The sequence below is a fragment of the Nonomuraea sp. NPDC048882 genome (genome assembly GCF_040649755.1).
Lineage (GTDB): Bacteria > Actinomycetota > Actinomycetes > Streptosporangiales > Streptosporangiaceae > Nonomuraea > Nonomuraea maheshkhaliensis.
In genome coordinates, this window is the sequence record NZ_JBEZGB010000007.1 from 410,429 (window position 1) to 435,221 (window position 24,793).

Sequence of the window (24,793 nt, forward strand, 5' to 3'; positions counted from 1 at the left end):
GTGCGGCGAAGCCCTCGCGGTCCGGCACGCCCCTCCCCCCGGCTCTCCCGAGTCCCCCGGCTCTCTTGAGCACCACGCGGCACGCCCGTGCCCGTGACCCGCACAACATCACCGATCACATACGAACAGAAGAGGTGTGGCCCTTATGACCCGCGAGCTGAGGAGCGCCCGTTACGGGGCGGTTCTCACCTTTGTCCTTGCCGGCCTGATGGTGGGCACGATGACCGTGCGCATCCCGGCCCTGACCGACAAACTCGGCCTGTCCGAGGCCACGGTCGGAACGATCCTGCTGGCATGGGGCCTGGGCGCTCTGGTGACGATGCAGTCCATGCGCCGCGTCATGGCGCGCGTGGGCAGCCGGGCGGTGCTGCGGGCAGGCGGTCCACTGACGGCGCTCGGCCTGCTCGGCGTGGCCCTCGCCCCCGACCTGCCCCTGCTGCTGGTCGCGGCGGCGCTCTTCGGCATGGCCTTCGGCACCGTGGACGTCGCCATGAACGCCCAGGGCTCAGCGGTCGAGCAGGCGTACGGGCGACCGCTGATGAACGGCATGCACGCCGGCTGGTGCGTCGGCGCGATCGGGGCCGGCGGGCTGGGCAGTCTGGCCATCGCCGCCGGGCTTCCGTTCACCGTGCACGTGACGCTGATCGCGCTGGTCTCGCTGCCTGTGCTGGTGCTGCTCGGCCGTACGTACCTGCCCGAGCCCCCGGCGGCGGCCGGCACGGCCGGCACGGTGGCCGGTGAGAGGCGGCGCCTGCCGGCGATCGTCTATCTGCTCGGCGCGATCATGTTCTTCGCCTTCATGGTCGAGGGCACGATCGCGGACTGGAACGGCCTCTACATGCGCGACGAGCTCGGCGCCCCCGAGGCCTTGGCGGCGCTCGGCTATCCGGTGTTCGAGCTGGGCATGCTGATCGCCCGGCTCACGGGTGACCGGCTGCGGGTCAGGTTCGGGGTCCGCGGGATGCTGACCGTGTCCGGCGTGGCGACCGCCGGGTTCTTCGCGGTCGTGCTGCTGGCGCCGGCGGCGACGGTGGCGGTGTCCGCGATGTTCTTCGTGGGGCTCGGCGTGGCGACGATCTCGCCGCTGACGCTGTCGCTGGCCGGCACCGCGACCGCCACGCCCGGCCCGGCCATCGCGCAGGCCGGCGCCATGGGGTACGCGGGGCTGCTGCTCGGGCCCGTGGTGATCGGCTTCCTGTCGGACGCCACCTCGCTGCGTACGGCGCTCGGCATCGGCGTGGTCCTCGGCTTGCTCATCGCCCTGTCCGCCCGCCTGCTCCCCCGCCACGAGCCCGCCACCGTCAGCCCCCTCCCGGTCGTCAGGGAGCCGGTCGAAGCCGCCGCCTGAGGGGCGGCCTGAGAGTTCTCTGTGGATCCGGCGCGGGCGGCGTCATACGTCCCACGTGGCGACGCCCGCGCTCACAGAGAACTCACAGAACCGCTCAGAACGCCTCCAACCGGCCGCCCCAGGCTGGATCTCATGATTCAGCTGACAGCACTGACCAAACGCTACGGCGACAAGACCGCCGTGGACGATCTCACCCTCGTCGTACGCCCAGGCGTCGTCACCGGCTTCCTGGGCCCGAACGGCGCCGGCAAGAGCACCACGATGCGCATGATCCTCGGCCTCGACCTGCCCACCTCGGGCACGGCCACGATCAACGGCCGCGCCCACCACGAGCTGCCGCACCCGTTGCGCACGATCGGCTCGATGCTGGACCCGCGCGCCGTGCACCCGAGGCGCACCGCGTACAAGCACCTGCTCTACCTGGCCCAGACGAACGCCGTCCCGGCCACCCGCGTGCACGAGGTGCTCGACCTGGTCGGGCTGACGGAGGTGGCGGGTAAGCAGGCGGGCTCGTTCTCGATGGGGATGACCCAGCGGCTCGGCATCGCGGCCGCCCTGCTGGGTGATCCGCCGGTGCTGGTGCTGGACGAGCCGGTCAACGGGCTGGACCCCGAGGGCGTCCGGTGGATCCGCTCACTCATGCGCGGCCTGGCCGTCGAGGGGCGTACGGTGCTGATCTCCAGCCACCTGATGAGCGAGATGGCGATGACCGCGGACCGGCTGGTGGTCATCGGCAAGGGGCGGCTGATCGCCGAGGGCGAGATCGGCGACTTCACCGCCGGGGGGTCGGCCGTGGCCGTCCGCACGCCAGAGGCCGGCACGTTCGCCCTGCTGCTGGAGCGGGCGGGCGCCCACGTACGTCCGGGTCCCGATGGCGAGCTGCTGGTCACCGGCATGGAGGCGGCCGACGTCGGGCGGCTGGCCGCGGCCGAGGGTGTGACCCTGTTCGAGCTGGCCCCGCGGCACGCGTCGCTGGAGGAGGCGTTCATGGAGCTGACCCAGGACGCCGCCGAGTACGGAGCGGCCCGATGATCGCGACGGGGGTGCTCAAGGCGGAGTGGACCAAGTTCAGCAGCATCAGGGCGACCATGGTGCTGTCGCTGGCCGTCGTGGCGGCCTCGGGGTTCTTCGGGTGGACGTTCGCGAACATGGCGGCCCACGAGTACGCCACGGCCTCGGCGCAAGAGCGGCTGGACTTCCTGCCCCTTGACCAGGTGATGCGCGGGATGCTCCTCGTCCAGCTGCTGATCTCGGCGCTGGGCGTGCTGGTGGCGACCTCCGAGTACGGCTCCGGCACGCTGGGACCCAGCCTGGCCGCTGTGGGCAGGCGGAGCCGGCTGGTGATCGCCAAGGCGGGGATGACGGCGCTGATCGCGCTGCCGGTGAGCGTGGCGGGGATCGGGCTGATGTTCGTGACGAGCCAGGTCACGCTGGCCGCCCAGGGGGCACCGTACCTGATGCCAGGTGACCCGGCCGCGCTGCCGGCACTGCTGCTCGGGCCGGTGGTGTTCACCCTGCTGGCACTGTTCGGGCTGGCGCTGGGCCTGCTGCTGCGCGGCACGGCGGCGGCCGTGAACGTCAGCACCACGTTCCTCCTGCTGCCCGTCCTGGCTCCCATCTTTCCCGACTTCCTGAGCAGGATCCTGACCACCTACTGGCCGAACGGCGCCGGCTTCAGGGCCGTCACCAGCAGGTCCGACCTGCCGCCCGCGCTTTCCTTCGGGCTGCTCGTCGGGTTCGTCGTCGTCATGCACCTCGCGGCCTTCACCCGCTTCACCCGGCGGGACGCCTGACTACCCTGGACGGCGGGAGGTGCCTGACATGGGCGAGCGGCTGCTGGTGGTGGACGACGAGCCCACGGTCAAGGAGCTGCTGTCGGCGACGTTACGCTTCGCGGGCTTCACCGTGAGCTCGGCCGACAACGGCGCCCAGGCCCTGGAGGAGGCGGGGCGCGAGCCGCCCGACCTGGTGCTGCTCGACGTGATGCTGCCCGATCTGGATGGGTTCGAGGTGCTGCGCCGCCTGCGTGCCCTGCCCAGGCCGGGCGGCCGGCCCGGGCCCGTGCCGGTGCTGTTCCTGACCGCCCGCGACGCGACGGCCGACAAGATCAACGGGCTCAGACTGGGCGGCGACGACTACGTGACCAAGCCGTTCGACCTGGAGGAGCTGCTGGCCAGGATCCGGGCGATCCTGCGCCGCACCGGCGCGGTCCCCGACGATCAGACGCTGGTGGTCGGCGACCTCGAAGTCGATCCCGACGGCCACCAGGTGAGCCGGGCCGGCCGTCCCGTACGGCTGTCGCCCACGGAGTTCCGCCTCCTGCTCCACCTGGTGCTGAACGCCGGCCGGGTGCTGCCCAAGTCGCAGATCCTGGAGCACGTGTGGCGTTACGACTTCGCCGGCGACACCAGCATCGTGGACACCTACGTCAGCTACCTGCGCCGCAAGCTCGACGTCGGCGGGCCGCGGCTGATCCACACGGTCCACGGCGTCGGCTACGTGCTGCGCAGGCCCAAGGGATGATCACCCGGCCGTCGCCGCGCCCCCGTCTGTCGTGGCGCCCCCGACTGGGCTCCCGGTTGTCGCTGCGTTCGCGGCTGCTGGCGATCACGGTCACGCTGCTCGTCGCCGGTCTCGTGCTGATCAGCTCGGTCGTCGTACGCCAGCTCGAAACCCAGCTCATGAACCGCGTCGACCAGCAGCTCACCCCCATGGGCACGGCCCTGTCGGCGGTGCCGCCCGACCTCCTGACCGGCAAGCTGAGGCCGCCGGCCGGAGTGAGGCTGTCCACGGACGAGCTCGACCTGTTCGGCACGGCGTACGCGGCCTACCTGTCCGCCGACGGCACCGTGCTGCGCGAGCTGGCCGGCCCGGGCCCCGCCCTGCCCCGCCTCGACCTCGCCGAGGTCACGGCCCGCGCCGGGCGGCCGTTCACGGTCGAAGGGGCCGGCGGGGAGGCGTGGCGGGTGGTCGTGCAGCCCGCGCGGAGCAGGAGCGCGACGATCGGGCACGCGGGGGTCGTCGCGGCGGTGTCGCTGAAGGGCCTGTACACGACGATCGACCGGATGCGCCTGGTCTGCCTCGTGGCCGGATCGCTGCTGCTGGCGTTGCTGGCGCTGGTGGGCGGGCTGGCGATCAGGGCCGGGCTGGCGCCGCTGCGCCGCGTGGAGGAGACGGCGGCGGCCATCGCGGACGGCGACCTCACCCGGCGCGTCCCCTCACCCGCCGGGCCCGGCACGGAGGTCGGGCGGCTGGCCCTGTCGATCAACAAGATGCTGGCCCAGATCGAGCAGGGGGTCGCGGCGCGGGTGTCGTCGGAGGCGCGCATGCGCAGGTTCGTCGCCGACGTGAGCCATGAGCTGCGTACGCCGCTGTTCGGGATCAAGGGCTTCTCCGAGCTGTACCGCATGGGCGGCACCGAGGCGGCGCCCGCGCTGGCCCGCATCGAGAGCGAGTCGGGGCGGCTGGCCGCGCTGGTGGACGACCTGCTACTGCTCGCCGGTCTCGACGAGAGCGACGGGCCGGGGCTGGAGCTGACGCCTATGGACCTGCGTACGCTCGCCGCCGACGCCCGCCACGACTTCACCGCGCTCGACCCGTCCCGCCCGATCGCCTTCACCGGCCCTTCCGGCGGCCCCGCGGCCAGCGCCCCCGTCCTGGGCGACGAGGCCCGGCTGCGGCAGGTGGTCAGCAACCTGGTCGGGAACGCGATCACGCACACCCCGGCCGGCACCCCGGTCAGGATCGGCGTCGGCACGGACGGCGCGGAGGCGGTGCTGGTGATCGAGGACGAGGGTCCTGGGCTGACGGCGGAGGAGGCGGAGCGGGTCTTCGACCGCTTCTACCGCGCCGACGGGTCCCGCGCCCGCGCGACGGGCGGCGCCGGCCTGGGCCTGGCCATCGTCCGCTCCATCGTCGCCGCCCACGGCGGCCGCGTGGACCTACGCTCGGCACCGGGCGAGGGCGCGTCCTTCCAGATCAGACTCCCGGCCGCACCCCCGTGACACCGGCCTCGAAGCTTGATCACGCCTGCCCCTATAGCGGCAGATCGTCCGTCGTCTCGGTGAGGATCTCCCGCGGTTCGCCCGCGAGATCCGTGTCATCCGCGCCCAGCCGGATCAGTCCGGCGCCGATCTCCACCGCGGAGATCCACCGAGGGCGGCGAGTGAGCTTCACGGTCGGGGCGGACATAGGGCGATCGTAGCGCTACGCGGCGTAGCAACCATGGCTCTCATGTGCAACCGGCGGGGAGTGGCGGTGCCGGGGTGTGGGAGGCTTGGGGCTGGACTGGCCGAGGTGGAGAACGGAGAGGTCGTCGTGGGGGGCGTGCTGCGGATCTCGCGGCCCAACGCGCGGTTCCAGCAGTGGCAGGCGCTGCTGCGGAACCAGAACAAGCGGCAGCGGGCGGGCGAGTTCCTGGTTCAGGGAGTGCGGCCGATCACGCTGGCGCTGGAGTACGGCTGGCCGGTGCGCGCGCTGATCTACGACGCCGAGCGGTCGCTGTCGCGCTGGGCGGCGGGGGTGCTGGAGCAAGCCGGCGGCGAGCAGGTGGCCATGGCGCCCGAGCTGCTGCGGGAGTTGAGCGGCAAGGACGAAGAGGTGCCGGAGCTGGTGGCGGTGGTCGCCCTGCCCGGCGACGACCTGGCGCGGATCCCGGTGGGGCCCTCGTTCCTGGGCATGGTGTTCGACCGGCCGTCGGGGCCGGGCAACATCGGCTCGATGGTGCGCTCGCTCGACGCCTTCGGCGGGGCCGGGCTGATCGTCAGCGGGCACGCCGCCGACCCCTACGACCCCAAGTCGGTCCGCGCCTCGACCGGCTCCCTCCTGGCGCTGCCGGTGGTGCGTACACGCTCCCATCAGGAGGTGCTGGCCTGGGCGGATGACGTACGCGCCGAAGGGCTGCCGCTGACCGTGGTGGGCACGGACGAGCACGGCACCGACGACATCTCCGGTCTCGACCTGACCGGCCCGACGCTGCTGGTGATCGGCAACGAGACCACCGGGCTGAGCGCGGGCTGGCGGCAGGGCTGCGACGTGATGGCGCGCATCCCGATCACGGGCGCGGCCAGCTCGCTCAACGCGGCCAACGCCGCCACCGTCGTCCTGTACGAGGCCGCCCGCCAGCGCGCCGCCGCTGCCGCCGCCGCGAAGTAGACCCATGCCTTACCGTCACGCCGTCGTACGCGCGAACTACGAGGACCTGGCCAGCGGCGGGGTGCTCCACTCGGCCCCCGGTTTTCCCGCCTTCCCCGTCCGGCTGGCCAGCGAGATGTTCCAGAGCGCCCTGGCCCTGCGCGGCGGCGGGCCGGCGCTGGTGTGGGATCCGTGCTGCGGGGGCGGCTACCTGCTGACCGTGGTCGCACTGCTGCACCGCCGGCTGGTGACCGGGGTGGTGGCCTCCGACTTCGACGCCGAGGCGGTGCGCCTGGCCGAGCGGAACCTGGGTCTGCTGACCGCGACCGGGCTGGCCGCCAGGGCGGTTGAGCTGGACGAACGCGCCGAGCGCTATGACAAACCGGCCTACGCGGCGGCGGCACTGGCGGCGGGGCGGCTGGCTCGCGGGCTGGCGAACGAGGGCGGCGACGTGCGGGGGGTCGCCCGTCAGGCCGACGTGTTCGACCCGGACGCGCTCCGCGACGCGCTCGGCGGCCTGCGCCCTGGCGTGGTGCTCACCGACGTCCCGTACGGCGAGCAGACCTCCTGGCTGGGGCCCGGCGCGGAGGGCGGGCTCGGGAGCCTCGGGAGCATGGTGCGCGCCCTCGGGCGGGTGCTCGACGACGACGCGGTGATCGCGGTGGCGGTACGCGGCCGGAAGGTGCCCACGGACGGCGGCCCGCGTCCGCACGCCACCTACAAGATCGGCACCAGGACCATCGCCCTGTTCCGCCCCGCCCGCTGACCTCGCGGCCAAGAACGACCTCGCGGCCCGGAACCCAATGAGCGGCGTCGTCGGCAGGCCCCGAAGAACCCGGCGCCGCCCCTCCCCCGGCACGACCGGCCGGCGGAGGGGAGGCGCGGCGGCTACTTGCGCTTGTTGACTTCCTCGGTGAGCTGGGGCACGACCTGGTGCAGGTCGCCCACCACGCCGTAGTCGGCCAGCTCGAAGATCGGCGCCTCGGGGTCCTTGTTGATGGCGACGATCGTCTTCGCGGTCTGCATGCCGGCCCGGTGCTGGATGGCGCCGGAGATGCCGGCCGCGATGTAGAGCTGCGGCGAGACGGTCTTGCCCGTCTGCCCCACCTGGAACTGGTGCGGGTACCAGCCCGCGTCCGTGGCGGCGCGCGAGGCGCCCACGGCCGCGCCCAGGGCGTCGGCGAGGCCCTCGATGACCGAGAAGTTCTCCGCCGAGCCCACGCCGCGCCCGCCGGAGACCACGATCGCGGCCTCGGTCAGCTCGGGGCGGGCGCCCTTCTCCTGCTTGACCCGCTCCACGACTCGGGTGGCCTTGGCGGCGTCGGTCAGGGTGACCGAAACCTCCTCCTCCACGCCGGCGCCCGCGGCCGCCACGGGGGCGGTGGAGTTGGGGCGGACGGCCACGATCGGCGTGCCCTTGCGCACCCTGGAGTGCACGTTGACGCCGCCGCCGAAGATCGACTGGTCGGCCACGAAGCCCTCGGCGAGGCCCACGGCGTCGGTGATGACGCCGGAGTCGGTCTTGATGGCCAGCCGGCCGGCGATCTCCTTGCCCTCGGCCGTGGCGGCCACCAGCACGGCGGCGGCCGAGGCCGAGGTCACGAGCTGGGCGAGCAGCTCGGCCTTCGGGGCCACCACGTGGTCCACGAGGTCGCTGGAGCCGGCGACGTAGATCTTGTCAGCGCCGTACTCGGCGAGCCTGGCCTTGGCCTCCGCCGTGATGCCGGGGCCGGCCCAGACTGCGGCGGGCGTGCCGAGGGTGCGGGCCAGGGTCAGCAGTTCGAGCGTGACCTTCTTGACCTCGCCTTCGACCTGCTCGACGAGAACGAGAATTTCCGACATTTCCGTAAGACCCCCGTTCTCAGATGAACTTCTTGGACGCCAGGAACTCGGCGGCGTTCACGCCACCGTCGCCCTCGTCCTTGACGATCGTGCCGGCCGCCCGCGGCGGGGCGGGCGCGAAGTCGACGACCTCGGACCAGGCGGCGGCCAGGCCCACCTGGGCGGCGTCGATGGAGGCGTCGCCGATGGCGAGCGTCTCGACCGGCTTCTTCTTGGCCGCCATGATGCCCTTGAACGAGGGGTAGCGCGGCTCGTTGATCTTCTCGACCACCGACACGACGGCGGGCAGCGTGGCCTCGATCCGGTCGTAGCCGTAGTCGGCCAGGCGCTGGACCCTGATCGTGTCGCCCTCGACCTCGACCTTGTTGGCCAGCGTGAGCTGCGGCGTGCCGAGCCGCTCGGCCAGCATGGCGGGCAACATCCCGGTGCGCGCGTCGGTGGACTCGGAGCCGAGGACGACCAGGTCGAACCCGATCTTCTTGAGCACCTGGGCCATCGCGTAGGAGGTGGACAGCGCGTCGGAGCCGCGCAGAGCGTCGTCGCTGAGGTGGACGGCCTTGTCGGCGCCCATGGCCAGCGCCTTGCGGATGGTCTCGGTGGCCTTGCCGGGCCCCATGGTGAGGACGGTCACCTCACCGCCGTGAGCCTCCTTGAGCTTCAGTGCCTCCTCGACCGCGTACTCGTCAAGCTCGTTGACCACGCCGTCGGCGGCGTCACGGTCGAGCGTGTTGTCTTCGGACCGCAGCTTGCGCTCGGTCGCCGTGTCGGGGACCTGCTTCACGCAGACGACGATGTTCATGGCCGGTGGCCGACCTCCCGTAGTTCGCGTGCGCCCCCGCCTCGCTGCGGTGGCGCCGAATGCATCTGTCCAGACTGCCAGGTGCCCGGCGGGCTCCCGACAGAGGGTCTGCCGTGTTTCGCGGTTATGTTACCCATGGGTAGCTTACGCGCAAACCAGCCATACGCGCACCGAGCACGAAGCCCTCCCCCACCATACCGAACTTTATTCGGTAGCTGCTCAGGCGGACACCAGGAACACGATCCCCACCACCAGGGCCGTGCCCGCGAACAGCGCCAGCGTGACCGGGCTGAACATCGCCGCCAGCCCGAAGCAGATCCCGGCCACCCCCGCCACGCTGAGCGCGTCGGCCACCAGCCGGCTGCGCCGGTAGAGGCCCCGGGAGAACAGCGCCACCCCGGCGTCGGCCACCACGCCCACCGCGTAGGCCGCCAGCAGGAACAGCGACACCTCCGGCAGCGGCTCACGCGCGGCCGCCGCCAGCAGCGCCACGAACAGCCCCGAGCCGATCAGCCAGCGCCTGCGCACCTTCTCCCGGTGCCTGGCCCTGGACTCCTCCACCGAACGGCGATGCCGTTCCCTGCCCGGCCGCCACTCCCTGGTGCCCAGGTCGTCGTTCGCGGAGCGGGAACGTACTGCGTGAGCCGCCTGTGGAGCCACCTGTGGAGCCACCTGGGGGGAGACGAGCGGCACGTGGGCGACGGGCTCGACGCCGAGCCTGGCGCAGATCTGCGCGGCCGTCGGCCGCGCGGCCGGATCGGTGGACAGGCACTCGCGTAACAGCGGCGCCAGCCACTCCGGCGCGTCGTCGAGGTCGGGCGGATGGTGCACCACCCGGTAGGCCACCGCGGAGGCGGGACCCTGCCCGTACGGCTGCCGCCCGGTGGCCGCGTACGCCAGCGTGGCCCCGAACGAGAACACGTCGGCCTCCATGCCGGCCGCCCGCCCCTCCAGCACCTCAGGGGCGAGGTAGCCGGGCGTGCCCACCACGGCGCCCGAGGCCGTGACGGACAGCGAGTCGAGCGCGCTGGCGATGCCGAAGTCGATCACGACCGGCTCGCCCTCGGTCATCATCACGTTGGCCGGCTTGAGATCACGATGGACCACGCCCGCCGCGTGCATGGCGAGCAGCGCGTCGGCCAGGCCGGCCGCCAGCCGCCTGAGATCGGGCACGGGAACGGGCACGGCGCTGAGCGGCCGGCCCTGCACGTAGCGGGTCACGAGGTAGGGCCGCTCGCCGGTCAGCGAGGCGTCGAGCACCTCCGCGACGTGCGGCCCGCCGACCATGCGCATGGTCTCCACCTCGCGCGCCAGCCGGGCCAGCGCGCCGCCGTCGGCCGCCACGTGGGGGTGCAGCACCTTGACCGCGACCGTGCGTCCCTCGGGGTCGAGCGCCAGGTGCACCGCGCCGAACCCGCCGGCCCCGAGACGGGAGGCAAGCTCGTACGGCCCCAGGCGCTCGCTCATACCTTCATCTCTCCCCCAGGGAGACGGCGCGGACACTCAGGACCGCGGACTCTCAGGACCGCGGACTCTCAGGACCGCGGACTCTCAGGACCAGGGATTCAGGAACCCCAGCCCGAGATCGTCGAGCAGGCTGCCGATCAGCCCCGTGATCAGGCCGATCGTGCTCTGCCTGGCCTCACTCGCCAGTTGGTCGATCACCTTCTCGGGCTCCTGCCAGGGGTACCAGTCCGTCGGCTGCCCCAGCGCGAACATGACCGCGAACAGCGCCGCGGTGCCCACCAGCACGACCGCGACCAGCGCCGCGCCCGGGCTGCGCAGCACGCCGGTGAGCGTGCGGGTGACCGCCTTGCGCGGCGCGCCGCCGCCCGGCAGCACGAACAGCCCGGCGGCGAAGGCGCCCGCGGCGTACGCGGCGGCCTCGTTGACGTCGAGCCGGGCGCCCCAGTGGAGCACCCCCCACACGCACACGCCGAACAGCAGCGCCAGCGGCGCGTGCACCAGCGTCACGAGCGCGGACTTGATCAGCGCCCACGGAGTGCCGACCAGGACGAGCAGCGGATCGGCCGCGCTGCTGCCGCGCACCTGGCGCCGCTTGACCATGTCGCCGAACAGGTATTCGCCGATGCGCAGCACGACCGCGAGCGCGAGGGCCACCGCGCCGACCGTGACCGGCATCAGCACGGTCAGCGCCACGAGCGTGACCAGCAGGAGCAGCCCGACGACCTGGCTGCCGAACAGGTATCTCCTGCGCTCGGCCGGCGGAGTGTACTGGGGCGGCGGGGCGTATTGCGGCGGCGGGGCGTAGGGCCGCGCCTGCGCGGGCGCCGGCGCGCCAGGATAGCCGGCCACCCGCTGGTCGCCGTACTGGGCGGACGGCCTGGCCGGCATCGGCGCGGGCACGTAGGGCGGCGGCCGCTCGTCGCGGCGCGGCTGCTCGCGGCGCGCCGGCCGCTGCTCCTGGCGGGTTGGCGTCGGCGGCGGGGCGGGCTTGGTGTACTCGACCGGCGGGAGCAGGTCGGAGAAGTTGTCCATGGTGCGCGTGCGGTCGCCCAGGCGCTTGGTCCCCGTCGGCCCGTCGAAGGACGCCTCGTTGAACGTGGTCACCGACGGATCGAGCGCCTTGGCCATCCGCAGCAGTTCCTGGGCGCCCGGCCGGGCCGCCGGATCGACCTGGAGTGCCCGGCTGAGCCAGCCGCGCAGCCACACGGGCGCCTTGTCGACCTGCGCCCGGCCTTCCATGATGTTGAAGCAGACCGCCTCGAACGTGCCCGTGCCGAACGGCGGCGCCCCTGTCGCGGCGAAGAACACCGTCGAGGCCAGCGCGTGCACGTCGGCGGCCTGGGTGATCTCGGAGTCACGGATGATCTCGGGCGCGAGATAGCCCGGCGTGCCGACGAACATGCCCGTCTGCGTCAGCCGGGTCGCGTTGACCAGGTGGGCGATGCCGAAGTCGATGACCAGCGGCTCGCCGTCGACCAGCATGACGTTGGACGGCTTGAAGTCGCGGTGGATCACGTCGGCCGCGTGGATGGCCACCAGCGCCTGGCAGAGCCCCTGGGCGAGCCTGATCACGTCGCGCGCCTCCAGGGCGCCCTCGCTCAGGACGGTGTCCTCCAGCGTGCGTCCCGGCGCGAACCGGGTCACCACGTACGGCTGCCCGCCGACGAGCTCGGCGTCGATCACCTCCGCGACGTACGGGCTGCGTACCCTGCGCATGGTCTCGACCTCGCGGGTGAGCCGGTCGCGCGCCTTGAGGTCGGCGGCCACGTGGGGATGCAGGACCTTGATGGCGACCTCGCGGCCCTCGCCGTCGAGACCCAGGTGGACGACCCCCATGCCACCTTCGCCGATCTTCCTGACCAGTCGGTACGGGCCGAGGCGTTCTGGTGCTTGGGTGCTCATCGCCACCTTCCCCCCGTCATCCTCCGGATTCCCCCCCTAGCTGATCCAGCTGTCTGCTCACTGGATCGACGTTCAGCGGAGTCCATACGGCCTCCCTCTTGTCCCCGAACGTTCCGATGGCGAGGGTCAGCGAGAGCGCGGCCACCGCGGCCAGCACTCCCGCCATCACCATCGCCGCTGTTCTCGAGGGTACGAGCGACGCGAGCGTTCTGCGCATCTGTTTGCCCGGCCCCTCGACTCCGGGGCCCGCGCAGACCGTCCACAGCGCTATGGCGGCGCCCCACGCGAGGGCGTTGTCGGGATTCATACCCGCCACGACCGTGAGTAGCAGCGTGACCGGCAGTCCGAGTATGAGCGCGTAGAGGCCCAGGGCCAGCGTGATGCCGGCCGACTTGGCCAGCGCGGCAGGATAGGCGAGCACCCTGATCACGTCGAGCGCCGCCGCGCCCGCCGCCCTGCGGGCCGTGAGCTGCGGCTGGGCCAGGTCGGCCGCGCGCAGCAGGACCGCGATCGGGATCGCCACGACGGACACGAGCACGGGCGCGCGCACCGCCGCCACGATCATCAGGATCAGCAGCATCGAACCGGCCAGACCGTAGGCCCTGGAACGCTGCAGCACCTTGCCCGGCGCGACGCTCGGGAGGAAAGGCTCCCGCTTGGTCGGGTCGAGGTGCGGATATTGCGGCTGGGCCGGGATGTAGGGCGGCGGCTGCACCGGGATCGGGTTGGGCCGGCCGTAGTCGTTGAGGTCGCCCCGGCCCTGACCTGCGCCGCGCTGCGGACCGGAACCCGGGCCGTGCTGCTGCGGCCCCGAGCCCGGGCCGTGCTGCTGGGGGCCGGAACCCCGGCCGTGCTGGGGCCCCGAGCCGGGACCGTGCTGCGGGCCGGAGCCGGGGCCGTGCCGGTATCCGGAGGGCGAGCCCTGGTGCGGGCCGTGCTGCGGACCGGAACCCGGCGCCTCGGGACGGCCGACGGCCGGAGCCTGGTGCTGAGCTTGCTGACCCTGCTGCGGAGGCTGGGTGAGCCTGCGGTAGTCGGCCGAGTCGGGGCGCACCCGCGTGGTGGGCACGTCGGTCTCGCCCTGCGGCGGCGCCACGGGACCGTTGCCGCCCGCCGGCTGCGCGGCCGACTGCGCAGGTGACGGGGCAGGTGACTGGGCAGGTGATGGGGCCGACGACGGCGACCCGTGCAGGCCGGCCTCGCGCTGGATCTGCCGCAGCTCCTCCGGCGACACCCGGCGCGTCGGGTAGGGGTCGGGCTGGTCGGGCAGCAGCGACACGTACTGCTGCTCCTGCGGCGGCAGCGCGGGCTGCTCCTGGCTCTCGATCAGCCGCCTGGGCGTCACCGGCGGCGTGGAGATGTCGTAGGACGGCTTGTCCGTGACCAGCGGGGGCGGCGTCAGCGGGACCGACGGCACCGCGTCGGGGCGCGGCACGGTCGAGATCTCGTCGGGCGAGGAGCCCTGCGGTGACTTCGGCAACATCCGGGCGGTCTGCTCGGCCAGCTCGGCCGCCTTGGGCCGCTTGCTCGGGTTGCGCTGGAAGGCGGCCTTCAGCAGCGGCCGCAGCTCCGCCGGGGCGCCGCTGATGTCGGCCTTGCCCGCGGTGATGTTGTAGAAGATCATCTCCAGCGTGCCCTTGCCGAACGGCGGCTGCCCGGTCCCGGCGTACAGCAGGGTGCCCGCCCAGGCGTGCACGTCGACCTCGGGACCCGCCTCCTGGCCCTCGATGATCTCGGGGGCGAGGTAGCCGGGCGTGCCGATGAACATGCCGGTCTGCGTCAGCCGGGTCGCGTCGACCGCCTGCGCGATGCCGAAGTCGATGAGGACGGGCTCGCCGTCGAGGATGAGCACGTTGCCCGGCTTGAGGTCGCGATGGATCACGCCCACCGAGTGCACGGCGGACAGCGCGGCGGCCACCCCGTGCGCGACCCGGACCAGCGCGGGCAGGTCGAGCGGGCCGTCGTCCTTGACGATCTCGTCGAGCGGACGGCCCGGCACGTAACGCGTGACGATGTAAGGACGATGACCGGTCACATCGGCGTCGAGCACCTCGGCGATGAACTTGCTGCGCACCCTGCGCATGGTCTCGACCTCACGCGAAAGCCGCCGCCTGGCGACCTCGTCGCCCGCGACCTCTCCGCGCAGGACCTTGACCGCCACCTGCCGCCCCTGGGGGTCGACAGCGAGGTGGACAACACCCATTCCGCCTTCACCGAGCCGCCTGAGCAGCCGGTAAGGGCCTAGTCGGTCATCGTTCATGGCATGAAGCACCATACCGGCTTAATCCCCGCCCACGAGATGAACCATGAGGCCACATTCCCACTCGTACAACGTCCAGAGCGGGCCCTTCGGTTTCCCATCCAACGGTCTCGAATCGGCTTCAGTTTTCCCTCAGCCGGCCAAGGAGAGCACCTCTGCTCCCTTGAGAGCGGCCAGCGCGGCACCTGATACAGCGAGTTTCGACCTGCGCACGCCGCTGCCGATGACCACCCTGGGGTACCGCGCGACGTGCGCGTCGACCAGGATCGGCCACTCCTCGGGCAGGCCGAGGGGCGTGATGCCGCCGTATTCCATGCCGGTGAGCCGGACGGCGTCGTCCATCGGCGCGAAGCTCGCCTTGCGGGCGTCGAGGTGTTTGCGCACGACGCCGTTGACGTCCACCCGCATGGTGGCGAGCACCATGCAGGCGGCGTAACGGGTCTCGCCGCCGCGTTTGGCCGCCACCACGACGCAGTTGGCGGACTCGTCGAGAGTCACGCCGTAGCGCTCGCAGAACGCCGCCGTGTCGGCCAGGCCGGGATCGATCTCGGCGACCTCGACCCCCTCCTCGATGTCAGACAGGGCCGCGGCCACCGGATCGGCCAGCAGGTCGATCCGTTCGGTCGCGGGCACCCAGTGCAACGTCATCCCAGCTCCTCGATCGCCTCTCCCACGAGCCTATTGTGGCCCTGGGGATCAGCGGGCGACGTCACGGAGACTGCAGCACTCGCTGGTGCAGTTGAGTGACGGCGCCACGGGCGGATTCCATGGCCCCCGCCTGCCAAGCGATCAGATGGGTGAGCCAGTCGCCCGCGAAGTAGACCCTTCCGGCGGGGCGTTGCAGAAGAGTGAACGACGAATCAAAGGACGGCCAGCGCACCCAGGCTCCCTGGATGTGCTCCTGGCGCTCCCAGGCGATGGAGGCGCTGGACAGGACGTCCTGGCGGTACTTCTCACCGTGGATCTTCTTGCCCTGGGTGAGCGCCCTGCGCCTGCGGTCCTCGGGGGTGAGCGCCGCGTACAGTTCGGCGTTCTTGTCGGTGTTGTAGTAGCCGACGAGCAGGCCGCGCTCGGAGTGGTAGCCGTGTGAGGGGTACCAGATGTGGGTGACGTCGAGGTCGGTCTCGGTGACGCCGCCGTAGATGCGGTCCTCCCGCTCCCACCAGCGCCGGCCGTACTCCAGGCCGATCTTGCCCGCCGCAGCAGGGACCGGGGTGGCCAGCGCGGCGGTGACCTGGGCCCCCAGGTTGTGCGGGATCTTGGCGAGGAGGTGGGGCGGGAGGGTGGCGATGCAGTAGTCGGCCTTGATCGAGCCGCCGGTGTGCACGACCTCCACGCCGTCCGCCAGGGTGGTGATCTTGGTGACCTTGGCGCCGGTCTTGATCCGGTCCTGGCCGACGGCCTCGACGAGCCTGGTCACGATCGCGTCCATGCCGCCGACGGGCTGGAACATGGGGGTGGCCTGCTCGAAGCCGAAGTCGCCGGTGATGGCGCGGCCGGTGCCGGCGGCGAGGATCTGGTGCAGGCTGCCGGGAGCGGGGACGGGTGTGCCGGCGTCCAGCGCGGGGAACTTCGTGAAGCCGCGGCGGTCGGAGCCCTCGTACTCCAGCTTCGGGCCGAGGTCGCCGAAGCGCCGCAGGAAGTCCAGCAGGGTCTCCTGGTCGTTCTTGGAGACGACCCGGTCGAGGGCGCCGAGATCGGTGGCCTTGGCGAGGAGTTCGGCGACATATCCGTACATGTCAGCGCGTGCCTCGCGGGCCCGCACGGTCCTGCCGTTGGTGTGCACGTACGCGGCGGCGTTGTTGTTGATGAAGGTCTCGATGGGGATGCCCAGCTCGCGGCAGTAGTCGAGGGTGACCATCCAGGGGGCGATGCGGCCGGGGCCGGCGTTGAAGTAGACGCCCTCGCCGAACGTCACGTCCTGGGCGGGGCCGTTCAGCTCGGTCAGGCGGTCGCCGCCGCGCAGTGTCAGGTTCCTGCCGCCCGCCTTCGGCCTGGCCTCGAGCAGCGTGCAGTCGTAGCCGGCCTTGCCCAGCTCGTACGCGGCCGTCAGCCCCGCCACCCCCGCGCCGAGGATCACCACCTTGGCCGAGCCCTTGCCGCGCAGGGTGAAGTCGCCCGTCCTCGGGGCGGTGAAGTCCTTGTCCTGCTCGGCGGGGGCCAGCCCGAGCGCGCCCATGGCCGCGTACATGGCCCCGGCGCCACCTACCGCCCCGATGCCGACCAGCAGCCCGCGCCTGGTCAGCGCCCCGCCGCCGCCGCTCTCAGCCATAGGGGCCGCTGCCGCAGGCGATCTGACCACCGATCGTGGCGAAGATCCCGAACAGGGCCATGATCTGGGTGAAGTCGTCGGTGGTGAACTCGGTGTGCCGCGAACCGGCCGTCTTCACGCCAGGGATCAGCGCCACCGCGGCGGCGATGGCGGTGGAGTTCCACTCCACCCCCAGCGTGTACGGCGCCGCCGGCTGGTACGGCGTGAAGTCGCTCAACCGACCGAGCGCACGCGAGGCCGCCTCACGAATGCGCGCCTGGGCCACGACCGGCGGCAGCAGCTCGGCCGAGAACTTGTCGATGCCCCGCTTGACCGCCACCGTCTCGACGTCGCCGAGCAGCTCGCGGGCCTCCTCTCCCACCGCCTCGTCCCCGGTCACCAGCACCACCGGAACCCCGTGGAACCCGGCGCAGGCCGCGACCAGCCGGGTCTCGCCGCACAGCTCGCCGTTGAGGTAGACGTTCTGGATCTCCTTGCCCATCCAGGTGTGGTTGAGCACGCCGTCGGGCACGCCCGCGCGGGCGTGGTAGCCCACGAAGCAGGCCGCCCCGAACGTCCCGTCGAGCCCCTGGGCCATCCGCTGCGCCTTGCCCGGCCCCCTGATCAGGGTCGCCCGGGGGTCGAGGAGGTCGATCCTGAGGTTCTTGGTGGAGCCGTGGGCGTCGTTGACCAGCACCTCGCCGGCTCCCGCCGCGAACGCGCCCTCGATCGCCGCGTTGGCGTCGGCGGTCATCAGCTCGCAGCCGCGCTCGTACCCGCGCTTGCCGGCGTGCATCTCCTCCGGGTCGGTCAGACCCGTCACGCCCTCCATGTCCACCGACAGATAAACCTTCACGACGCCGTTCCACTCCTCGTCCAGCCGCTGATCACGCGCCCCACGACTCCACCCTGCGCACCTCGGGCTCGGTCATCAGCCCGACGTTCGCCTCGACGAACGCCTCCGCCTGGGCCCGCCACGGCTCGGGGATCTCGGCGAGCGCGGGCGGGTAGCAGTGCTCCAGCCAGCTCGTCGCCTCCTCCGAGACGTCGAAGTAGTCGAGGGCGGGGGCGAACAGGGTGTTCTCGATGCCGGGGACGCGGGAGAGCCCGTACTGGATCATCTCCTGGCCGCCGTAGGGCGGCTTCTTGAGATACTTCCGGGCAGCGGGGTGATCGGCCTTGATCGGCGTGTCCAGCGGGCGGCGCTCGACGGCGGCCTGGATGAGCTCCTTGTACAGGCACTTGCCGCAGACGCGGCACGGGCCGTCGGTGCCGCGCAGGCACCAGCGGACCTGGGGCCGCAGCCCGGAGCCGAGCGCCAGGCGCATGGTGACCGCCTCGCTCACGCCGCCGACGGGCAGCACGATGTGCACGCCCGCGGCCGCGAACAAGCGGCCCCACCTGCCGTGGGGCGACCACATGGGATTGTCGGGGGTGTAGCGCCACAGGTAGCGTCCGCCGCCCAGCCAGCGCGAGCCCATCTCGTAGCCGAAGCCCAGGCCGCCGAGGTCGAGCCGGTCGGCCAGCAGCAGGGCGCCGGCGGCCACGGCGTGGTGCTCGGGGTAGCCGGGGCGGGGCTCGGCCAGCGTGTACTCCAGGTCAGAGGTGACCGTGCTGAGCTCTCTGCCGGTCCCGGCGGCCAGCTCGGCCAGCACGTCGGAGCGGTAGTGGGGCCAGCGGTTCGGCACGCGGGGGTGGTCGACCCGGCGGAAGTGGATGAACGGCGCGTCCGGGTACATCGTGGCCGCCGCCACGGAGTCGGCGCCGCCGCTGTACGAGATCGCCAGCCGGGCCCCCGGGCGACGCGCCTCGGCCCCTATCGGGCCCGCCTCGATGCCCCAGCCCTCGTGCAGGGCCTGGGCCAGCTCCGCGGAGACGGCGCGGTCGAACGTGATCCGATGGCGCGTCCACGGGGCCACGATCGTCCAGGCGGCCACGGCGAACAGGTCGGGATGGGCGTCGTCGGGCACCCCGCCGAGGGAGCACGCGTTGATGGCCAGCTTGATCGGGTAGTCGTCGGAGGCGGTGCCGGTGATCTCGTCGTCAGGATCGAGGCGGAAGCTCAGCGCGCCCCCGCCGCTCCACGTCACGCGCACGACTGCTCCTCGGCGCGACCCTGCTCTCCCGGATCCATGGGGGTCTGGACCACGGTGCTCTGGTCCACGGCGGCCTGCACCGCCGCGGTCTGCTTCGCCTGGGCCTCGGCCGCGGCGGCGCGCAGCTCGTCGATGGCCTGCCAGACCAGGATCTCGTTCTGCAGCACGCCGTCCAGGGCCTTCGCCGTCTCCTGGGCGAGCCTGCGGGTGTCGTCGATCTTCGCCTTGTCGGCGGGCGACTGCCGCGGCGGCGGTGGCGGCGATGCCGGGCGGGTCTGGCGCAGCCGCTCCACCTCGCCCTGGAGGGTGACCATCTCCCGCCTCAGGGTCTGGACCTCCCAGAGCGCGTCCCTGATGTCCTGGCGATGATCAGAGATCGAGATGTAGCGGGAATCGAACCACGTGCGCACGGCCTTTCTGAGCCGGGCAGGGACGAGGACGCGCATCATGAAACGCCACCATAGTGGCAAACCAACATCGGAAAGGACGACCCTTACCGAATGTGTTGACTTCGCGTCGCACCGACCTGCCCGGCCCGGCTCCGTGACCTCCGCAGACCCTTGAACCCGGCCCTGGACGGGATTTCCGCCGACCGGTGAATCGGCTCTGGGGCCGACCTCCGCCGAGCGGTGAACCCGGCCTTGGAGCCGCCTCTAGCGACCGGTGAACTTGGCCTTGGACTTCTCCATGAATGCCTTCATGCCGAGCTTGGCGTCCTCGGTGGCGAACAGCCCGGAGAACTGCAGCCGCTCGATCTCGAGACCCGTGTCGAGGTCGGTCTCGAGCCCCTGGTCCACGGCCTGCTTGGCGGCGCGCAGGGCGACCGACGGGCCGCCCACGAAGGTCGCGGCCCACTCCAGGGCCGCCGTGTAGACCTGCTCGTCCGGCACCACCCGGTCGACCAGGCCCATCGCCAGCGCCTCGGCGGCGGGGACGTGCCGGCCGGTGAAGATCAGGTCCTTGGCCTTGGCCGGCCCGATCAGGCGCGGCAGGCGCTGGGAGCCGCCCGCGCCGGGGATGAGGCCGAGCAGGATCTCCGGCTGCCCCAGCTTGGCCGACTCGCCCGCGACCCGGAAGTCGGCGCACAGGGCCAGCTCGCAGCCGCCGCCCAGGGCGTAGCCGGTGACGGCGGCGATGACCGGCTTGCCGATGCGGGCGACCGCGGTGAAGCAGCCCTGGAGGCCGGTGGAGTGGGCGGACATGTCGGCGTAGGACATGCCGGCCATCTCCTTGATGTCCACGCCGGCGGCGAACACCCGCTCCCCGCCGTACAGGATCACGGCCTGCACCAGCGGGTCGGCGTCGACGATGCCGGCCGCCTCCTCGATCTCCCTCTGGGCCTGGCCGCTGAGGGCGTTCATCTTCGGACGGTCAAGACGGATCGTGGCGATCTGGTCGGCCACCTCGACGCTCACAAACTCACCCATGAGCCAGAACCTAACAGCCGCACTCCCGCACGGGCCGGTGAGCCGCGTCCGTCCGGGCATGTCGGCCCGGAGTCAGGTCCTCTACCCGAGCGTGAGCATCGCCTCGGTGACCTCGCCGATCGCCGCAGGGGGGATCGCGGAGGCGGCCTCCTTGAGGACGAGCAGCCGTGCCCGCGGGATCTCGCGCGCGATCGCCTCGCCGTTGCCGACGGGGAAGAACCGGTCGCGGCGGCCGTGGACGACGAGCGTGGGAACCTCGATCTCGGGCAGGCGCTCGCGCCAGCGGGGCGCGCAGTCGAGCCTGGAGAACACCATGCCCAGCTGATTGGCCAGCTGGACCGGGGGCGCGGTGCCGGGCGTGCGGTCCCAGACGCGCGCGGCTATCGCGCGCGCGGCGACGGGGTCGTCGCCGAGGATCTCCGCGCCGGCGGCGGCGAACTCCGCGACCGCCTCGCGGTCGGCCCAATCGGGCATCGGACGCGCGAACAACCGGCTCATCGTCGCCTGGTCATGGTCGGGGAGATCGTCGTCGGGCGGGCCAGGGGCGACCGCGCGGGTGCCGACCAGGGTGAGCGCCGAGAACGCGCCCGGATGGTCGAGCACGGCCACCTGGGCGACCATCCCGCCGACGCCGATCCCCGCGAGGTGCGCGGGCCCCCCGCCGAGCGCGTCAGCGAGGGCCGCCGCGTCGGCGGCGAGGTCGCGCAGGGTGTAGGCGGGCGCCTCCGGATCCGTCGTCGTCGATTCCCCGCTGTCGCGCAGGTCGTAGCGCACCACACGGCGCCCGCCGGCGGCGAGGCGCCGGCAGAGCGCGTCGGGCCAGGAGAGCATCGTCGTCCCGCCCGCGAGCAGGACGAGTGGCGCGTCGTCGGCACCGAACGACTCGATGCCCAAGGCGATCTCCTTGGCGTTGACAGTGGTCATCGGATCACCGGGAGAGGTGACGGCCGAGGATGACAGCGTGATTCGAGTCATGCCAGGGCAGACCTGATCCGCCGCCCGAACTCATCGCTCACGCCGCATGAAGCGTGTGCAGGAGCCTCGGAGTTTGGGGTGGGACCCGTGGGTTAGGCGGAGGGTTCACGAGGACAAAGGAGCAGGTCGTGCTGGTACTGACTGACAACGCCGTCGTCGCCATCCGGGATCTCATGGATGGGGAGGACGTGCCCGCCGACGCCGGGCTGCGCATCTCCGCCAAGGCCGACGAGGCCGGGACGCTGGAGGTGGCCCTGGCGACCACGCCGCAGGCCGGGGACCAGGTGGTGGAGAAGGAGGACGTGCGGGTGTTCGTCGCGCAGGACGCGGCGCCCATCCTCGACGACAAGTCGCTGGACGCGGACCCGGGTATGCCGGGTCAGCCGATGTTCCGCCTCGACCGGCAACCCGGCGGCCACAACGGCCGCAGCGCCCAGAACGGCCAGAGCGTTTAGCCGCCGCTGCTGGTGGTGCGTGTCTCCTCCGGGCCGGGTTCCGCCGGCTCGGAGGATCATGTTCAGGACGACCCTCGCAGCGAAGGGCTGAGCAGCGCGTACAGGAGAGGGATCCTCCGGTTCGTGAGGTTAGGCTGCTGGGGAAGCGACACCTGACGAGAGGCGGCTGACCGCATGAGCGCGCCGGGCCAACCGAGAGCGGACGCCGGGAACCGGGACCTCATCGCCGACGGCCTCGACCGCATGATCGCGCTGGCCGAGCAGGCGGGCCACGAGGAGACCTGGGCGTGGGACGCGCTCAGCCGCTTCGTCGAGGGCTGCGTCGAGCTGGGACTCGACCCGCTGCTACCGATGGTGGGAACGCCGGCGCCCGAGTCGGGCGCGACCCACGAGGCGACCGTGGCCCACGAGGTGAGCGAGACCCGCGAGGTGATTGTGACGCCCGACACGACCGTGACGCCCGAGATCGTCTCAGGCCGCGCCCGGCTGCTGGAGGAGCTCGGCGGGATCGTCGGCGCCGCCCACGCCGAGGGTGCGCTGCGGCTCGACGTGGGCCCAGGTGACGTGATCGGCGTGGTGGGGCTGCTCATGCGAGGGGTGCCGACCCTGCCGGCCGAGCTGGGCGAGGACCTTCGGGACCGCGCGGTCCGGCTCGCGCTGGCCGGCATGCGCAACCACCCCGCCCCCGCCCCACCCGGCCGGCCCATGAGCGGCGACGAACTGCTCCAGCGCCTCTCCTGACCCCGACGACACGCCGGACCGACACGCAGCCCACCCGCCGCACGGATCCGCCGCGTGACCGGGCTCCGGTAACGGACTGTCACCGGGGCGGAGCGGTGGCGGGCCGTCGTCGGGGCCGGGGCTCAGGTGAGCGGGCGGAGGGCCGAGAGGCCATCTGGGAGGCCGTCCGGGAGGCCGTGGCGGACCGCCTGGACGATCTCCTGGTGCAGGTCCTGCCCGAGGCCGGGAGCCGGGCTCAGGGGGCTGCCGTCGATCTCGTACCACTCGTCGGCGTCCAGGTACTGCACGCGTACCGTCACCCGGTCGCCGGACACCTCCGTGCGCACGGTCAGCTCGCCGGTGATGACGCCCACCTCGTCGGTCATCACCCCACCAGGGCCGGCGACGACGTTGCTCTCGAAGCTCCCTACGGCGTCCATTCAGGCCTCACCGTCCATGCGGCAGGTGCCCACCATCTCGGTCAGCGCCTCCCGCTCGGCCTCGGTGATCGTGAGGTCGTAGCGGGACTTCACGTCGATCCAGGCCCGGCTGTAGACGCACCAGTACGACTGGTGCGGCGGCCGCCACTGGTCGGGTGACTGGTCGCCTTTCGACCGGTTCGAGGACGCCGAGACCGCGATGAGCTGCGGCCCTTCGAGGTCGTTGGCGAACTCCCTGCGCCGGGCGTCGGTCCAGGTGTTCGCCCCGGAGCGCCACGCCTGGGCGAGCGGGACCATGTGGTCGATGTCGAGGTCGGAGGCGTCGGTGAAGTCCCTGCTGTCGTACTCGCTGTGCCAGGTGCCCGAGATGGCGCGGCAGTTCTCGTCCTGCTTGACGTCGGCGCCGTCGCGGGCGAGCACGACCTCGCGGGTGTCGCAGGAGTTGCCCTGCTGAATCCAGTGCGGGAAGCGGGCGCGGCTGTAGCCGGACATCGAGCCAGGTTCCGCGACGTCGAGCCGGGCGAGCTGCGCGTACGCGGCCTCGGCGGACAGGGGCGGTGGCAGCTCGGCCGGTCCTGCGGCGTTCGCGCCGGCCGCAGGGAGCAGGGTGAGGAAGGTGACGGCAGCCGCGTACGCGGGCCATGATCGCAAAGAGAACATGGCCCACGACTACGGGCACAATCCCCCTAAGTGGTCAGAAGGCGCGCCTCCTTGTCACTTACGGTGACGTCCATAGAGCTACCCATACCGGGCGCTTCCCCTACGCGGTGCCGGAGAGGCGCTCCACGCCGCGCAGCAGCGCCGAGTGGTCGAGCCCGCCGTCGCCGGTCGCGTTGGCGGAGGCCACGAGCTGGGCCACGAGCGCGCCGAGCGGCAGCACGACGCCGGCCTCGCGGGCCGCCGAGGTGACGATGCCCATGTCCTTGTGGTGCAGCGCGATGCGGAAGCCTGGCTCGAAGGAGTGCCCGGTCATGTTGCCGCGCTTCTGCGTCAGTACGGCGGAGCCGGCCAGGCCGCCGCCGAGCACGTCCATCGCGGCCTCCAGGTCCACCCCGTACGCCCGCAGGAACACCACGGCCTCGGCCAGCGCCTCGATGTTGGCCGCCACGATGAGCTGGTTGGCGGCCTTGACCGTCTGGCCTGAGCCGCTCGGCCCGACGTGGACGACGGTCTTGCCGACCGCCTCGAAGATCGGCCGGGCGGCCTCGAAGTCGCCGGCCGCGCCGCCGACCATGATCGACAGAGCCGCGTTCCTGGCGCCGGCCTCGCCGCCGGAGACGGGGGCGTCGAGGTAGCGCAGGCCCCCGCGGCCCGCCTCCTCGGCCAGCTCGCGGGTGACGTCGGGGCAGATGGAGGAGAAGTCGATGATCAGCGTGCCGGGGGCGGCGTGCGCGAAGACGCCGTCGTCGCCGGTCAGCACATCCTGGACGTCGGGCGAGTCGGGCACCATGAGCGCGACGACCTCGGCGCCCGTCACGGCGTCGGCGACCGACCCGGCCACCCGCCCGCCGGCCTCCGCCAGCGGCTTCGCCTTGTCCGGCGACCGGTTGTACCCGGCCACGGCGTGCCCGGCCCTGACCAGGTGGACGGCCATGGGCGAGCCCATGATGCCGAGGCCGATGAAGGCGATGGCGCTCACGTGGATGATCCTTCCGTGTCGGCCGCGGCGTCGAAGGCC

General features: G+C 72.2%; 25 protein-coding genes. 9 read left to right on the plus strand and 16 right to left on the minus strand.

The genetic code is table 11. The features are described from left to right. The first annotated feature begins 145 nt into the window (after positions 1–145). The 5 genes from AB0C27_RS26760 (at position 146) to AB0C27_RS26780 (ending at position 5,352) form a co-directional block, all read left to right on the plus strand. Positions 146–1,348 carry an MFS transporter gene (locus tag AB0C27_RS26760; RefSeq protein ID WP_357848580.1) on the plus strand — a complete coding sequence of 401 codons (1,203 nt, stop codon included), beginning with the start codon at positions 146–148 and terminating at the stop codon, positions 1,346–1,348. Between the two features lie 132 nt (positions 1,349–1,480). Then, positions 1,481–2,380, plus strand: coding sequence for an ATP-binding cassette domain-containing protein (locus tag AB0C27_RS26765; protein ID WP_357848582.1), 900 nt, complete (start codon positions 1,481–1,483; stop codon positions 2,378–2,380). Further along, on the plus strand, positions 2,377–3,141 hold the full coding sequence (locus AB0C27_RS26770) for a hypothetical protein (RefSeq protein WP_357848584.1): 765 nt from the start codon (positions 2,377–2,379) through the stop codon (positions 3,139–3,141). The genes AB0C27_RS26765 and AB0C27_RS26770 overlap by 4 nt, the downstream gene beginning before the upstream one ends. A 28-nt stretch (positions 3,142–3,169) precedes the next feature. After that, positions 3,170–3,871 (plus strand): response regulator transcription factor, encoded by a 702-nt coding sequence (locus AB0C27_RS26775; protein WP_357848586.1) that lies wholly within the window; start codon positions 3,170–3,172, stop codon positions 3,869–3,871. Further along, a complete protein-coding gene (locus AB0C27_RS26780; protein ID WP_357848588.1) occupies positions 3,868–5,352 on the plus strand; it encodes a HAMP domain-containing sensor histidine kinase in 1,485 nt (494 codons plus the stop codon). Before AB0C27_RS26775 ends, AB0C27_RS26780 begins: the two co-directional genes overlap by 4 nt. Before the next feature lie 31 nt (positions 5,353–5,383). Here AB0C27_RS26780 and AB0C27_RS26785 read toward each other — a convergent pair whose 3' ends face one another. Beyond that, entirely contained in the window at positions 5,384–5,539 is a 156-nt protein-coding gene (locus tag AB0C27_RS26785) for a hypothetical protein (protein ID WP_357848590.1), read from the minus strand. 105 nt (positions 5,540–5,644) lie between these two features. Between AB0C27_RS26785 and AB0C27_RS26790 the strand changes: the two genes are divergently transcribed. After that, positions 5,645–6,502 (plus strand): TrmH family RNA methyltransferase, encoded by an 858-nt coding sequence (locus AB0C27_RS26790; protein WP_357848592.1) that lies wholly within the window; start codon positions 5,645–5,647, stop codon positions 6,500–6,502. 4 nt (positions 6,503–6,506) lie between these two features. Then, a complete protein-coding gene (locus tag AB0C27_RS26795; RefSeq protein WP_357848594.1) occupies positions 6,507–7,247 on the plus strand; it encodes an rRNA methyltransferase in 741 nt (246 codons plus the stop codon). A 122-nt stretch (positions 7,248–7,369) separates the two neighbouring features. Here the strand turns inward: AB0C27_RS26795 and AB0C27_RS26800 are convergent, their stop codons facing one another. From AB0C27_RS26800 to AB0C27_RS26855, 12 genes are all read right to left on the minus strand, one after another. Further along, positions 7,370–8,323, minus strand: coding sequence for an electron transfer flavoprotein subunit alpha/FixB family protein (locus AB0C27_RS26800; protein WP_357848596.1), 954 nt, complete (start codon positions 8,321–8,323; stop codon positions 7,370–7,372). A 19-nt stretch (positions 8,324–8,342) separates the two neighbouring features. Then, a complete protein-coding gene (locus AB0C27_RS26805) occupies positions 8,343–9,122 on the minus strand; it encodes an electron transfer flavoprotein subunit beta/FixA family protein (RefSeq protein ID WP_346112094.1) in 780 nt (259 codons plus the stop codon). A 219-nt stretch (positions 9,123–9,341) separates the two neighbouring features. Continuing rightward, positions 9,342–10,589 (minus strand): serine/threonine-protein kinase, encoded by a 1,248-nt coding sequence (locus AB0C27_RS26810; RefSeq protein WP_357848598.1) that lies wholly within the window; start codon positions 10,587–10,589, stop codon positions 9,342–9,344. Positions 10,590–10,673: 84 nt separating this feature from the next. Further along, entirely contained in the window at positions 10,674–12,491 is a 1,818-nt protein-coding gene (locus AB0C27_RS26815) for a serine/threonine-protein kinase (RefSeq protein WP_357848600.1), read from the minus strand. 16 nt (positions 12,492–12,507) lie between these two features. After that, the gene (locus tag AB0C27_RS26820; protein WP_357848602.1) at positions 12,508–14,766 is read right to left on the minus strand and encodes a protein kinase; all 2,259 of its coding nucleotides are present in this window, start codon (positions 14,764–14,766) and stop codon (positions 12,508–12,510) included. A 117-nt stretch (positions 14,767–14,883) separates the two neighbouring features. Beyond that, positions 14,884–15,399, minus strand: a complete 516-nt coding sequence (locus AB0C27_RS26825) for a YbaK/EbsC family protein (protein ID WP_357848604.1) — start codon at positions 15,397–15,399, stop codon at positions 14,884–14,886. A gap of 61 nt (positions 15,400–15,460) precedes the next feature. Beyond that, positions 15,461–17,023, minus strand: coding sequence for an FAD-dependent oxidoreductase (locus AB0C27_RS26830; RefSeq protein ID WP_357848606.1), 1,563 nt, complete (start codon positions 17,021–17,023; stop codon positions 15,461–15,463). Further along, a complete protein-coding gene (locus AB0C27_RS26835) occupies positions 17,016–17,858 on the minus strand; it encodes a M55 family metallopeptidase (protein WP_346110518.1) in 843 nt (280 codons plus the stop codon). The genes AB0C27_RS26830 and AB0C27_RS26835 overlap by 8 nt, the downstream gene beginning before the upstream one ends. Before the next feature lie 31 nt (positions 17,859–17,889). Further along, positions 17,890–19,098: a DUF6395 domain-containing protein gene (locus AB0C27_RS26840; protein ID WP_357848609.1), complete on the minus strand. Its 1,209-nt coding sequence runs from the start codon at positions 19,096–19,098 to the stop codon at positions 17,890–17,892. Further along, positions 19,089–19,547: a hypothetical protein gene (locus AB0C27_RS26845; RefSeq protein WP_357848611.1), complete on the minus strand. Its 459-nt coding sequence runs from the start codon at positions 19,545–19,547 to the stop codon at positions 19,089–19,091. The genes AB0C27_RS26840 and AB0C27_RS26845 overlap by 10 nt, the downstream gene beginning before the upstream one ends. A gap of 204 nt (positions 19,548–19,751) precedes the next feature. Then, a complete protein-coding gene (locus AB0C27_RS26850) occupies positions 19,752–20,525 on the minus strand; it encodes an enoyl-CoA hydratase-related protein (protein ID WP_357848613.1) in 774 nt (257 codons plus the stop codon). An 81-nt stretch (positions 20,526–20,606) separates the two neighbouring features. Then, complete coding sequence (locus AB0C27_RS26855) at positions 20,607–21,449, minus strand: alpha/beta hydrolase (protein ID WP_357848615.1); 843 nt, start codon at positions 21,447–21,449, stop codon at positions 20,607–20,609. Positions 21,450–21,628: 179 nt separating this feature from the next. Here AB0C27_RS26855 and AB0C27_RS26860 point away from each other — a divergent pair, with 179 nt between their 5' ends. Together AB0C27_RS26860 and AB0C27_RS26865 are read left to right on the plus strand one after the other, a co-directional pair. Then, positions 21,629–21,955, plus strand: a complete 327-nt coding sequence (locus tag AB0C27_RS26860; protein ID WP_357848617.1) for a Fe-S cluster assembly protein HesB — start codon at positions 21,629–21,631, stop codon at positions 21,953–21,955. Between the two features lie 174 nt (positions 21,956–22,129). Continuing rightward, positions 22,130–22,696 (plus strand): hypothetical protein, encoded by a 567-nt coding sequence (locus AB0C27_RS26865; RefSeq protein WP_357848618.1) that lies wholly within the window; start codon positions 22,130–22,132, stop codon positions 22,694–22,696. 122 nt (positions 22,697–22,818) lie between these two features. Here AB0C27_RS26865 and AB0C27_RS26870 read toward each other — a convergent pair whose 3' ends face one another. From AB0C27_RS26870 to AB0C27_RS26880, 3 genes are all read right to left on the minus strand, one after another. Further along, on the minus strand, positions 22,819–23,115 hold the full coding sequence (locus AB0C27_RS26870) for a hypothetical protein (protein WP_357848620.1): 297 nt from the start codon (positions 23,113–23,115) through the stop codon (positions 22,819–22,821). Continuing rightward, complete coding sequence (locus tag AB0C27_RS26875) at positions 23,116–23,775, minus strand: HNH endonuclease family protein (protein WP_357848622.1); 660 nt, start codon at positions 23,773–23,775, stop codon at positions 23,116–23,118. It lies immediately after the preceding gene. Between the two features lie 100 nt (positions 23,776–23,875). Next, positions 23,876–24,754, minus strand: coding sequence for a 2-hydroxy-3-oxopropionate reductase (locus tag AB0C27_RS26880; RefSeq protein WP_357848624.1), 879 nt, complete (start codon positions 24,752–24,754; stop codon positions 23,876–23,878). Positions 24,755–24,793 lie beyond the last annotated feature (39 nt).

What these genes read in the sequence shown, in the direction of transcription:
- AB0C27_RS26760 (WP_357848580.1), top strand. Translation starts at nt 146, where the DNA reads ATGACCCGCGAGCTGAGGAGCGCCCGTTACGGGGCGGTTCTCACCTTT.
- AB0C27_RS26765 (WP_357848582.1), top strand. Translation starts at nt 1,481, where the DNA reads ATGATTCAGCTGACAGCACTGACCAAACGCTACGGCGACAAGACCGCC.
- AB0C27_RS26770 (WP_357848584.1), top strand. Translation starts at nt 2,377, where the DNA reads ATGATCGCGACGGGGGTGCTCAAGGCGGAGTGGACCAAGTTCAGCAGC.
- AB0C27_RS26775 (WP_357848586.1), top strand. Translation starts at nt 3,170, where the DNA reads ATGGGCGAGCGGCTGCTGGTGGTGGACGACGAGCCCACGGTCAAGGAG.
- AB0C27_RS26780 (WP_357848588.1), top strand. Translation starts at nt 3,868, where the DNA reads ATGATCACCCGGCCGTCGCCGCGCCCCCGTCTGTCGTGGCGCCCCCGA.
- AB0C27_RS26785 (WP_357848590.1), bottom strand. Translation starts at nt 5,539, where the DNA reads ATGTCCGCCCCGACCGTGAAGCTCACTCGCCGCCCTCGGTGGATCTCC.
- AB0C27_RS26795 (WP_357848594.1), top strand. Translation starts at nt 6,507, where the DNA reads ATGCCTTACCGTCACGCCGTCGTACGCGCGAACTACGAGGACCTGGCC.
- AB0C27_RS26800 (WP_357848596.1), bottom strand. Translation starts at nt 8,323, where the DNA reads ATGTCGGAAATTCTCGTTCTCGTCGAGCAGGTCGAAGGCGAGGTCAAG.
- AB0C27_RS26805 (WP_346112094.1), bottom strand. Translation starts at nt 9,122, where the DNA reads ATGAACATCGTCGTCTGCGTGAAGCAGGTCCCCGACACGGCGACCGAG.
- AB0C27_RS26810 (WP_357848598.1), bottom strand. Translation starts at nt 10,589, where the DNA reads ATGAGCGAGCGCCTGGGGCCGTACGAGCTTGCCTCCCGTCTCGGGGCC.
- AB0C27_RS26815 (WP_357848600.1), bottom strand. Translation starts at nt 12,491, where the DNA reads ATGAGCACCCAAGCACCAGAACGCCTCGGCCCGTACCGACTGGTCAGG.
- AB0C27_RS26820 (WP_357848602.1), bottom strand. Translation starts at nt 14,766, where the DNA reads ATGGTGCTTCATGCCATGAACGATGACCGACTAGGCCCTTACCGGCTG.
- AB0C27_RS26825 (WP_357848604.1), bottom strand. Translation starts at nt 15,399, where the DNA reads ATGACGTTGCACTGGGTGCCCGCGACCGAACGGATCGACCTGCTGGCC.
- AB0C27_RS26830 (WP_357848606.1), bottom strand. Translation starts at nt 17,023, where the DNA reads ATGGCTGAGAGCGGCGGCGGCGGGGCGCTGACCAGGCGCGGGCTGCTG.
- AB0C27_RS26845 (WP_357848611.1), bottom strand. Translation starts at nt 19,547, where the DNA reads ATGATGCGCGTCCTCGTCCCTGCCCGGCTCAGAAAGGCCGTGCGCACG.
- AB0C27_RS26850 (WP_357848613.1), bottom strand. Translation starts at nt 20,525, where the DNA reads ATGGGTGAGTTTGTGAGCGTCGAGGTGGCCGACCAGATCGCCACGATC.
- AB0C27_RS26855 (WP_357848615.1), bottom strand. Translation starts at nt 21,449, where the DNA reads ATGACCACTGTCAACGCCAAGGAGATCGCCTTGGGCATCGAGTCGTTC.
- AB0C27_RS26865 (WP_357848618.1), top strand. Translation starts at nt 22,130, where the DNA reads ATGAGCGCGCCGGGCCAACCGAGAGCGGACGCCGGGAACCGGGACCTC.
- AB0C27_RS26870 (WP_357848620.1), bottom strand. Translation starts at nt 23,115, where the DNA reads ATGGACGCCGTAGGGAGCTTCGAGAGCAACGTCGTCGCCGGCCCTGGT.
- AB0C27_RS26875 (WP_357848622.1), bottom strand. Translation starts at nt 23,775, where the DNA reads ATGTTCTCTTTGCGATCATGGCCCGCGTACGCGGCTGCCGTCACCTTC.